The sequence below is a fragment of the Massilia aquatica genome (assembly GCF_011682045.1).
In the GTDB taxonomy this organism is placed as follows: Bacteria; Pseudomonadota; Gammaproteobacteria; order Burkholderiales; family Burkholderiaceae_D; genus Telluria_A; species Telluria_A aquatica.
Genome location: NZ_VVIW01000075.1, coordinates 1 through 810, shown reverse-complemented (window position 1 = coordinate 810; position 810 = coordinate 1). Strand labels below are relative to the sequence as shown.

2 protein-coding genes are annotated in these 810 nt (G+C 50.5%); one reads left to right on the top strand and one right to left on the bottom strand.

Annotated features, from left to right (window positions below; translation table 11 throughout):
• Positions 1 to 277: 277 nt before the first annotated feature.
• On the top strand, positions 278 to 619 hold the full coding sequence (locus F1609_RS33935) for a hypothetical protein (protein ID WP_167082342.1): 342 nt from the start codon (positions 278 to 280) through the stop codon (positions 617 to 619).
• Here F1609_RS33935 and F1609_RS34345 read toward each other — a convergent pair.
• Positions 612 to 810 (bottom strand): hypothetical protein (locus F1609_RS34345; RefSeq protein ID WP_206752985.1); only part of this gene is annotated, 199 nt, incomplete at its 5' end. The two genes, F1609_RS33935 and F1609_RS34345, sit on opposite strands and share 8 nt — an antisense overlap.

The window sequence follows — 810 nt, the reverse complement described above, 5'->3', positions numbered from 1 at the left end:
TCTTGCCGCATGGTACGAAGCGTTGTGTTCGTTGCAGCAGAGAGGTGAGATTATGCAGCGTTTCGCGTTTCTCGTCAACCTCTTTTTGTTACTTCGCTTCTTTCGAAACGCCCCTGGACTGTCCTGCAACTACTTGATTTCGCTAGCGCTTCAGCGGGGAGGCGAACTATAGCAAAGGCGCTGCTGAGTAGCAAGGAATTTGTAGGACTAGACGCCGAAATCGCGTTTAAGTCTGCAATAATGGCCATCTTGATACTTCTTTGCCAGAAAGACTGACATGAAACGACCTTATCTCTTCGCTGTGCTACTGGTCTGGCCCCAGATAGTTCTCGCCGCAACCATTACGGGAAAACTCACCGGAGGAGGCGGTAGCGATAACAGGGCCATGACTGTCCGTTCCTCCGATGGCAAGGAAATCAGTGCCTACTGCGTAACGAAGGTATGTGACCAGTTCCTGGACGAAGACACCGACGAATACGGTGGAACGTCGTTGAAGAAAAAGTTCAAAGGGATCAAGGTGATCATGGAGTACCAAATTGAACGCAACCGCGACCGTATGGCCGGCCCTCACCCCGATGACCGTGTTGAAATCGTGAAGCAGCTAACGATCATCAAATAAGCTCGGCTACTTCAGTGTCGCCAAGATATGCAAGATCACCTAGCGGCCGCCAACGAAAACGCGGACGAAAAAAAACCCCACATTTCTGCGGGGTTTTCTTCTTATAACTAGCCTGACGATGACCTACTTTCACACTGGTTGCAGCACTATCATCGGCGTAAAATCGTTTCACGGTCCTGTTCGGGATGGGA